This is a genomic window from Micromonospora sp. AMSO1212t, from assembly GCF_008868145.1.
In the GTDB taxonomy this organism is placed as follows: domain Bacteria; phylum Actinomycetota; class Actinomycetes; order Mycobacteriales; family Micromonosporaceae; genus Micromonospora; species Micromonospora tulbaghiae.
In genome coordinates, this window is sequence record NZ_WBKS01000174.1 from 1 (window position 1) to 9,041 (window position 9,041).

Annotated in this window: 7 protein-coding genes; 2 read left to right on the top strand and 5 right to left on the bottom strand. The window is 71.6% G+C overall.

Annotation, left to right across the window (positions count from 1 at the left end; genetic code table 11):
- The first annotated feature begins 325 nt into the window (after positions 1-325).
- On the top strand, positions 326-619 hold the full coding sequence (locus F8279_RS27595) for a DUF4287 domain-containing protein (RefSeq protein ID WP_151501493.1): 294 nt from the start codon (positions 326-328) through the stop codon (positions 617-619).
- Between the two features lie 98 nt (positions 620-717).
- On the opposite strand, the gene F8279_RS27600 is transcribed toward F8279_RS27595, so the two are convergent.
- The 5 genes from F8279_RS27600 to F8279_RS27625 all read right to left on the bottom strand — a co-directional run bounded on the left by F8279_RS27600 (position 718) and on the right by F8279_RS27625 (position 8,054).
- Positions 718-3,423, bottom strand: coding sequence for an IPT/TIG domain-containing protein (locus F8279_RS27600; protein ID WP_151501494.1), 2,706 nt, complete (start codon positions 3,421-3,423; stop codon positions 718-720).
- A 246-nt stretch (positions 3,424-3,669) separates the two neighbouring features.
- Positions 3,670-4,191, bottom strand: a complete 522-nt coding sequence (locus F8279_RS27605) for an alpha/beta hydrolase (protein ID WP_091428253.1) — start codon at positions 4,189-4,191, stop codon at positions 3,670-3,672.
- Positions 4,192-4,261: 70 nt separating this feature from the next.
- Positions 4,262-6,001, bottom strand: a complete 1,740-nt coding sequence (gene argS / locus F8279_RS27610; protein WP_151501495.1) for an arginine--tRNA ligase — start codon at positions 5,999-6,001, stop codon at positions 4,262-4,264.
- A gap of 271 nt (positions 6,002-6,272) precedes the next feature.
- Positions 6,273-7,331: a tryptophan--tRNA ligase gene (gene trpS / locus F8279_RS27615; protein ID WP_151501496.1), complete on the bottom strand. Its 1,059-nt coding sequence runs from the start codon at positions 7,329-7,331 to the stop codon at positions 6,273-6,275.
- 279 nt (positions 7,332-7,610) lie between these two features.
- The gene (locus F8279_RS27625) at positions 7,611-8,054 is read right to left on the bottom strand and encodes a PRC-barrel domain-containing protein (RefSeq protein ID WP_091428249.1); all 444 of its coding nucleotides are present in this window, start codon (positions 8,052-8,054) and stop codon (positions 7,611-7,613) included.
- A 121-nt stretch (positions 8,055-8,175) separates the two neighbouring features.
- Here F8279_RS27625 and F8279_RS27630 point away from each other — a divergent pair, with 121 nt between their 5' ends.
- Positions 8,176-8,442 carry an SCO4848 family membrane protein gene (locus F8279_RS27630; RefSeq protein WP_151501497.1) on the top strand — a complete coding sequence of 89 codons (267 nt, stop codon included), beginning with the start codon at positions 8,176-8,178 and terminating at the stop codon, positions 8,440-8,442.
- The last annotated feature ends 599 nt before the right edge of the window (positions 8,443-9,041 follow it).

Below are 9,041 nucleotides of genomic sequence, written 5' to 3' on the forward strand. Positions count from 1 at the left end.
AACTGATCCGCACCACCGCCGACCAGACCTTCACCGTCGACCCCTGCAACCTCCAACTGCTCTACCAGGGCCGCTCCCCCAACTCCGGCGGCGACTACGGCCTCCTGCCCTACCGACCCGGACTGCTGACCCTCCAGCGCTGAGCGCGTACCCCGAGATCTGGAGAGCCCGGCCCGCGACCATGCGGGCCGGGCTCTCCGGCGTCTCGCCCGGCGGTGATCGTTGCCCCGGAGGCAACGACGGTGGCCCGGTCCGTCGTTGATCGCAACCACCTCGCCCGGGAGGGTGGAGGTTGTCACCACCTCCCGGACGAAGGGTTGAGCAGATGTCCTTCCAGGCGTACCTCGACGCGATCGAGGACAAGACCGGCAAGACCCCGCGCGCCCTGGTCGACGAGGCCGGGGAGCGCGGCTACGACGCGGCCGACGTCAAGGCCGGCGCGATCGTGGGCTGGCTCAAGGACGAGTACGGCCTCGGCCGGGGACACGCGATGGCCCTGGTCCACGTGATCAAGAACGGGCCGAAGATCAGCGCCAAGCACGTCGGATCCACCGGCTCCCACCGCGACGACAGCGACACGCTGTGGCTGGACGGCAAGGCCGCCCGGCCGGCCGAATAGACCACATGTCCGTCTCGCGTCGGACCCGGCCGGCGCGCCCACCCGCCGTCCCACCGGAGACGAGCGGAGAGACGGGCGCACCGGCCGTCACCTCGACGTCACGCGCGGACGGTCACCGGCGCGCTCGCGGCTCGACCGTTGGCGTAGCCCGCCTTCACCGCGACGACCGTCACGGTGACCGCCTTGCCGCGCATCGCCGCGGTCAACGTCAGCGTCTTCGTCGTCGTGCCGGTCAGCTCCCCGCCCACTCGCCACTCGTAGCGGTACGAGTCGGCGGCCGGCGTCCAGGTGCCGGTGGTCGCCTGCACGGTCTGGCCCACCCGGGGCGTACCGGTGATCGTCGGCTTGACAGTGGCCTGCAGCGCCGGGCCCTTCGCCACCGGGACGGTGGCCTGCGACGTCGCCCGGCCGGACGCGTACCCGGGTTTGGTCGCGGTGACCGCCACGGTCAGCCGCTTGCCCAGCAGGGACGCCGGGATCACGTACGTCGCACCGGTCGCCCCGCTGATCGCGGTGCCGTCGGCCGCCCACTGGTAGGTGTACGCCGAGGCGGCGGGGCTCCACTCACCGGTCGACGCGCGGACGGTCGCCCCCACCGCCACGGTGCCGGTGACGGCCGGCGCGGTCACCGACCGCAGGGCCTGAGCCCCGGTGATCGAGAACGCGTCGGCCAGCGAGACCTGGTCGCTCCACTCGTCCGGCCGCACCGAGACGGACGCCTTGCCCACCCCGGCGGAGGTCAGATCGACATCGGCGGTGAGGGTCCGGCGGTCCGCGGAGACGCTCCGCACGGTCGCGACGATTGCGGTGCCGCCGGACGGGGTGACGGTGACCTGGTCCTCCTGGTGGAAACCGCTGCCGGTGATCGTGATCGTCCGTACCGCGCCCGTCTCGACCGACGCCGGCGACACCGACGTCACGGTCAGCGGGTCGGGCGCCACGTAGAAGGAGTAGTAGGTCTGCAACGACTCGGCGCCGTCCGCCGTCACGCTCTTCACGTAGAGCGTGTGGTAGCCGGCGTCCGACGGCGTCCAGGTGATCGTCGCGGTGCCGTCGGCCGCCGCCGCGACGGTGCCCTCGGCGCCGGGCATCTGGTAGGTGTACTTCACCGCGCCGAGCTGCCGGGGCTTGAACGTGAAGGTGCCGGGCGCGAACTTGCCGGAGCCCGACGAGGGGAAGTCAGTCGACACCACCACCGGGGAGTCGGTGACGGACCAGGAGGTTCCGCCCTCGGTGGTCTGCACCCCGGCGGCGTTACGGGCGACCACGGTGACGTAGGTGTAGCCGCGCTTGGTGAGCGTGTACCGGAAGGTCACAGTGCCGTCGGCTGCGGCCGGCAGCACCTGCCGGGTGGACGGGTCGCGGTTGAGGAGCACCTCGTACTCGGCGACGTTCGCCATCTCGGTGCGCGCCGTGAAGGTAGCGGTCGACCCCACCACCTCGCCGCCGCTGCGGGTCACGTACGGGCTGGCGCCCGACACCGAGATGGAGATGAACCGCGGCTCGGAGAGCGTGCCGTCGGCGCTGCGGCTCTGCACGTACAGCGCTTGAGTGCTCTCGCTGGTGGCGGTCCAGGTCAGGTCCGCGGTGCCGTCCGTGCCGGCCGGCAGGACGGTCTTCTCGTCCGGCTCGTTGCCGTTGTAGTCATGGGTCCAGTAGAGGTAGGACGTGACCTCGGGCATGCGCGGGGCCAGGTGGAACCGGAGCGACGACCCGATGATCACGTACCGGTCGACGTCACCGGTGACCCGGGGTGCGTTGTCGACGACGAACGTGTAGGCCCGCTCCGGGTGCGTCGCACCGTCGGCGGTGACGCTGCGCACGTAGAGGGTCTGCCGCCCGGCCCGGGTCGGGGCGATCATCGCGGTGACCGTGCGGTCGCCGCCGGTCGCGACCGAACCGGACGGGCCGTCGCCGTCGATCCGCCAGGCGAACGACTCCGTGCCGGGGACGTTCGAGGTGAACTCGAACGCGCCGGGCACGCCCACGCCGTAGTCCAGGTTGGTGCTCCAGTCCGGGTAGGCGCTGGAGAAGACCGAGGGCCGCGTCTCGCGTACCCAGAACTCGTAGACGTTGCGCTCCGACCAGTTCCCGGCCCGGTCGATGGCGTACACGCTCACCGATTGCTGGCTCGCGTCCTGCGGCGTCCAGGTGACCGTGGCCGGCCCGCCGAGGCCCTCCGCGGGGACCTCGACATATTCGTCGCCGGCGCCGGAGAACCGGTACTGGTAGCTCACCGTGTCGTCCGAGGTCGAGGTGAAGGTGAAGCTTCCGGCGTCACCGACCGCGCCACCGGCGTGCTCCCAGTCGCCCGACGGGTACTTCACCGAGGCGACGTCCGGCGCCGGACCGCCGATGCGGTCGATCGTGAAGTAGCAGGTGCCGCTCCACGGCGACGCGTCGGCGCCGTCGAGGACACGCACCCGCCACGCGTACGTGATCCCGTGCCGTTGCCGGTCCGGATCTTCGAGCTGGATGTAGACCTGGTTGTTCTCCGGGGCGAGGCCGGTGAGCCACTGCTGCGGGGCGTCCGGCGTGGTGACGTCCCACACCTGGAAGTCGGCCTGCGGGTCGGCGCTCTGCGGCGTGCCGCTGTAGGTGCCCTGGAGCACGACGGCGTTGGCGTCGTTGAGCCGTACCGGACTCAGGTACGGCCCGGGCGCCTGGGCCTCGCACGCCCGACCGGCGGTGGTGAGATCGGTGGGCCCGCCGACGGCGGCAGCGGCCGGAGTGGCGCCTGCGCCGACGACCATCGCGCACCCGACGGCGAACGTGGTGGCTGTCGCGAGTGGACGCCCGAACATGGGCGCGAAGGTACGCATTCCGGTCCTCCCGTGGGTGGTCGCAGGCGGTGAACGACGCCCGCGGAGGAAGGATCGCACGGGTTCGATGGCGGCGGTGCCCCCTCCGACTGGAGAGCGACCTCTATCGTCTCGGCCATGGGAGCGATCAAGCCGTGGCACCTGTCCGTCCTGATGCTTTGCTGCCTCCTGCCACTCGTCGCCGCGGTGGCGGCGGTGGTGTGGACGCGGCGGAGCCGCCGCTGACCGTCAGCGGTCGGCGGCGAACTCCTCCACCGCCGTGCAGACCCGCCCGAGCGCCTCGGCCGAGGCCGCCAGTGGCCCGGGCACCATCATCGAGTGGTCGGCGTCGGCGACCTCCACCACGTACGGGGTGAGCCGGCGCGCCACCGCACCGTCCCAGACCTGGTCGGCGGTGCCGCCGGCCAGCAGGAACGGCGCGGTGGCCCGGCCGAGCGGCTCCCGTACCGCGGGGTCGGTCAGCAGCGGCGTCAACCAGACCGCCGGGATGCCCCGATCGGCGGCGAGCGGGGCGGCGAAACTGCCGAGCGACTTGCCCACGAGCAGGTCCACCCCGGCGTCGAGGACCGGATCCAGTTGCTCGGCGACCCACTCCGGTGCGCTGTCGAGGCGCAGGTCCCCGATCGACCGCCAGGTAACCTCGTGCACGTCGAAGCCGAGGCGGCGCAACGCCTCACCGATGTAGACGAAGAGCGGACCCCGGGTGTCGTAGCCACGTCCCGGAGCGAGCACCGCGCGCCGATCCGCCATGGTCGCCTCCCTCACGTTCGATCGATGCGTCACGCTAGCCGCCGCACGGGCTTCCGGTGACCCCTCGGCCTCACAACCGTTCCGGGGTACGGATGCCGAGCAGGTCCAGGCCCTGCCGCAGCACCCGCCCGGTCAGCTCGCACAGCACGAGCCTGCTCTCCCGTACCGGCCCGTCGGCCCGCAGCACCGGGCAGCGCTCGTAGAACGCGTTGAACGCGACCGCCAGCCGGTGCAGGTACGCGGTCAGCCGGTGGAACTCCAGCCCGTCCGCCACCTCCTCGACCACCGCGGCGAAGTCGACCAGCTCGATCGCGAGCGCCCGCTCGGCCGGCTCGGCGAGCGAGACCTCCGCGTCCGGCCGCGAGACGTCCGCGTCCGGCCGCGCCGCCGCGCCGGCCCGCCGGAAGATCGACCGGACCCGGGAGTACGCGTACTGCAGATACGGCGCGGTGTTGCCGTCCAGCGACAGCATCCGCTCCCAGTCCAGCACGTAGTCCTTGTGCCGGTCCCCGGACAGGTCGGCGTACTTGATCGCGCCCACGCCGACCGCGCGCCCCACCTCGGCGGCCTCCGCCTCGCTCAGCTCCGGATTGCGTTCCCGGGCCAGCGCGGTGGCCCGCTGGACCGCCTCGGTGAGCAGCTCGACCAGCTTCACCGACCCGCCGGCACGGCTGCGCAGCATCCGCCCGTCCGGGCCGAGGATCGAGCCGAACCCGACGTGCTCGGCCCGCACCGGCGCGGCCAGCCAGCCGGCCAGCGCGCCGACCGCGAACACCATCTCGAAGTGCCGCCGCTGCGGCAGCCCGACCACGTAGAGCAGCCGGGTCGCGCCGAGCGCGCCGGTCCGGTGCCGCAGCGCGGCCAGATCGGTGGCCGGGTAGCCGTACCCGCCGTCGGACTTGCGCACGATCAGCGGCAACGGCTCGCCGTCACGTCCCACCGAACCGGGCGGGAAGACGCAGTCCGCACCGTCGCTGCGCCGCAGCAGCCCGAGCCGGTCCAGCTCCTCGACAGTCGGCGCGAGCTGGTCGTGGTAGCTGCTCTCGCCCCGGAAGTCGTCGCCGGTCAGCGTCACGTCGAGCAGGTCGTACACGGTCAGGAAGTAGCTCTCGGACTGCGTCACGAGCAGCCGCCACAGCCGTAACGTCGCCGGGTCACCGCCCTGCAACGCCACCACCCGCCGCCGCGACCGCTCCCGGAACGCCTCGTCGTCGTCGAACTTCGCCCGCGCGGCCTTGTAGAACCCGTCCAGGTCGCCCATCGACAGCTCCTGCGCCGCCCCGGCCTCGCCCAGGTCGAGCAGGTGCTCGATCAGCATCCCGAACGGCGTGCCCCAGTCGCCGAGGTGGTTGGCGCGCAGCACCCGGTGCCCCAGCCACTCCAGCGTCCGCGCCGCCGCGTCCCCGATCACCGTCGAGCGCAGGTGCCCGACGTGCATCTCCTTCGCCACGTTCGGCCCCGAGTAGTCGACCACCACGGTCTCCGGCCCGGCCACGGCCGGCACGCCGAGCCGCGGGTCGGCGGCCATCGCGGACACCAGCCCGCCGAGCGCCTGCCCGGACACGGTCAGGTTCAGGAAACCCGGGCCGGACACCTCGACCGCCGCGCACAGGTCGGCGAGCGCCGCGCGCTCCCGTACCTCCGCGGCGATCTCCCGGGGCGGGCGGCCGAGCCGCCGGGCCAGCCCCAGCGCCGCGTCGGACTGGAAGTCCGCGTGCTGCGAACGCCGCACGGCCGGGTCCACCGGCCCGCCGGCCACCGCCGCGAACGCCGGCGCCAGCCGGTCGGCAAGCAATCTTTCAAGATCCATGAGTACGCCGATCTCGCTGTGGATCCGCCGCGCGGATCACCTGATGGGAACGCGACGGCGGAGCGAGGACGATCGATGACGACCGGCGGCTCGATCCGCCGGTCGCAGGAGGGGAAGGCTCAGCGCAGGCGGTCGCGGGACCGCCGGCGTCGCAGCGCGCCGAGCCGGACGTCGGGGGACGTCATCGGGTACGCGTGCGAGCTGGCCATGTCGGCAGCGTAACCGGCCGGTCCGGGGTCGGCGCAAGCGCGTACCCCGGACCGGCTCGTGGTCAGGCCGAGGTGGCGACGGCCTTGCGGTAGCGCTCGGCCCGGCGTCGAACCTGGGTGTACGCGCTGCTCAGGCCCATCGCCCGGCGGACCTCGACGAGCGTGCGGCGCACCTGCTCGCGGGTCCGCTCGGTGCCGGTGACGATCAGTTCGTCGACCAGGCCGGGCTGCGCCTCGAAGCGGGCCCGGCGCTCCCGGATCGGGTCCAGGAACCGGTTGAGCGCTGTGGTGAGCGCCTCCTTGACCTCGACGTCGCCGACCTTGCCGGCCCGGTAGCGGGCCTTGAACTCGGCCACCTGCGCCCGGTCCGGGTTGAAGATGTCGTGGTACTCGAAGACGGGGTTCCCCTCGACGGTGCCGGGCACGTCGGCGCGGACCCGGTTCGGGTCGGTGAACATCCCCATCACCTTGCGGCGCACGGTCGCCGCGTCGTCGGAGAGCGCGATCGCGTTCCCCTTGCTCTTGCTCATCTTCCCGGCGCCGTCGGTGCCGACGAGCGTGGGCGTCTCCGACATGATCATGTCGGGGACCGGGAAGACCTCGCCGTAGAGGTGGTTGAACCGCCGGGCGATCTCCCGGGTCACCTCGACGTGCGCGGCGTTGTCCTTCCCGACCGGCACGGCCTGCCCCTTCACGCAGAGGATGTCGGCGGCCTGGAGGACCGGATAACCGAGCAGGCCGTACGGCATCTCGTCCTTGCCGGCGTCCCGGGTCATCTCCTTCAGCGACGGCACCCGTTCCAGCCGGGGCACCGTGACGAGGTTCTGGAACAGCGTGTTCAGGTCGCCGACCTCGGGGATCGCGGACTGGAGGTAGAACGTCGCCCGTTCCGGCTCCACCCCGGCGGCGAGGATGTCGGTGACCATCTCGCGGGCGTTCTGGGCGACCTGCTCGATGTCGGCGCGGCTGTTGCGCGTGGTGAGCATGTGCAGGTCGGCGATGATGAAGAAGCTTTCGTAGCGCTGGTGCAGCCGCACCCGGTTGGCGATGCTGCCCACGTAGTGGCCGAGGTGCAGTCGCCCGGTCGGGCGGTCGCCGGTGAGCATGCGTGCAGAGGACATGGTCGTACGCCTTTCGTGCCGTTCGCTGGCGGGGAGACACGACCCGGGTCGCCCAGGTCGGTGGAGCGGGCTCGTCAGAACGAGCGCCGCCATCGCCCGCCGGCGCGGAACCGAAGGCCGCCGGCACGGAGTACGTCGAGGATCTGCTCCCGGCCGTCGGCAGCGTGGCCCGGGAGACCGTTACGGGCCTCCGGGAGGCAGCTGCGCGGCCGGACCATGACTGACACGGTAGCCGCTCACCGGCCTGCGCCGCTGCCTCCTGCAGTGGTCCTGCCGGGCTTACCGCTGTCGATAGCTTTCGGTGTAGTAGCTGCCGACCCGCTCCCGGTACTCGGGGTGCGCGAAGTGATCCGGGTCGAACGCGGGCGACTCCTTCACCTGCTCCCGGGTGCGGTCCACGTGCACGACGCGATCCAGGTGGTCGACCTGCGCCACAGTGCCGGCCGGCAGCAGCACCTTCTTGCCGAAGATCCACGGACCGGTGTCCACCACCAGGTACCGGGCGTCCGCGTCCTCGCTCGCCTCGTCGATGGAGCCGATCCGCCCGTCCGTCGCCTCCACCCGGTAGCCGGTCAGGTCGATCGGCGTACCCGGGCCGGGGGCGTCCGGGCCGTCGTCCGCCTCACCGGTGCGCTGCTGCGGCACGTCTCCCGGCCGGGTCTGGTCGTACCCACCGGCAAGGGCGGACGGATCCCGCCAGGTCCACGGGTTGAACGGCTGCATGGGTGGCACCTCCGTCGAATCGGCTCGACAGAACAGTGCCCCGGCGGCGGGAACGGAAACGCCTGCTGCGCCGGACGCGGGCCTGACCTGGGCGGACGGCCCGCTGGCATACTGGCCGACCATGGTCCTGTCACGTGGTTGGTCGCTGTTCCTGGTCGCCGTCGGCGTCTGGACGTGGGCGATCTGGCCGAGGTTCGCGGTCGCCATCTGGAACGACGAGCGCGCCTGGTCGGCCGGCGCCGTCGGCGAGGGCAGCCCGACCGGCTTCCTGTGGGTACACGCCCTGCTGATCGCCGCTTCCCTGGCCATCGGCACGACGGTAGGAGTCCTGGGCATCAGGGCGTGGCGCGCCTCCCGCCGCCCTTCCAGCCCGCCCTCGCCCCGGTGATCAAGGGTGTGACGCGCGCCGCTACCCCCCGATTTGACGATCAAACCTGGGAACGCGTAACTTTCTCTCTGCCAGCGCGGAACGGGGCAAACGGGACGAAATCCCGGGAGCGCCGAACAGGGCTGGCGCCGGGTCCGACCAAGGCTTAGGTCTTGCGAGGACGCGGTCCGGGTGGGGCTCGTCGAAACGCCGCAGGGCGGATTTGGCGGAGCGGAACCGACCGGGTAAGGTTGTCGACCGGCAGGGAAACGGACGAGCCCGCGGGAAACCGCAGCGGCCGGCCTGCCAAATCCGATGATCAAGCGCAACGGGTGACTGCTGCGCGTGCTCAGCGGCGCCAACCCGTACGAAGCGTGACAGACCGGGACACACGGTTTGACACGACAGAGACGGTGAGGTAACGTAGTAAAAGTGCCCGGCGCGAGAGCGGCGGGCAGTTGAACGAGATACCCCGGTCGGGGTTCCACGGTGTGGGGCTTCTGGTTGGTGTGTGGTTGTTCTTTGAGAACTCAACAGGGTGCTTGTAAAGCCAGTGCCAATTGTTTTATACCCCGGACTGGTGGCCATTCTTTTGGGAGTGGTTGCTGGTTGGGATTCCT

Coding starts and splice junctions, on each gene's coding strand:
- F8279_RS27595 (WP_151501493.1), top strand. CDS start 326: ATGTCCTTCCAGGCGTACCTCGACGCGATCGAGGACAAGACCGGCAAG.
- F8279_RS27630 (WP_151501497.1), top strand. CDS start 8,176: ATGGTCCTGTCACGTGGTTGGTCGCTGTTCCTGGTCGCCGTCGGCGTC.
- F8279_RS27605 (WP_091428253.1), bottom strand. CDS start 4,191: ATGGCGGATCGGCGCGCGGTGCTCGCTCCGGGACGTGGCTACGACACC.
- F8279_RS27600 (WP_151501494.1), bottom strand. CDS start 3,423: ATGTTCGGGCGTCCACTCGCGACAGCCACCACGTTCGCCGTCGGGTGC.
- argS (WP_151501495.1), bottom strand. CDS start 6,001: ATGGATCTTGAAAGATTGCTTGCCGACCGGCTGGCGCCGGCGTTCGCG.
- trpS (WP_151501496.1), bottom strand. CDS start 7,331: ATGTCCTCTGCACGCATGCTCACCGGCGACCGCCCGACCGGGCGACTG.
- F8279_RS27625 (WP_091428249.1), bottom strand. CDS start 8,054: ATGCAGCCGTTCAACCCGTGGACCTGGCGGGATCCGTCCGCCCTTGCC.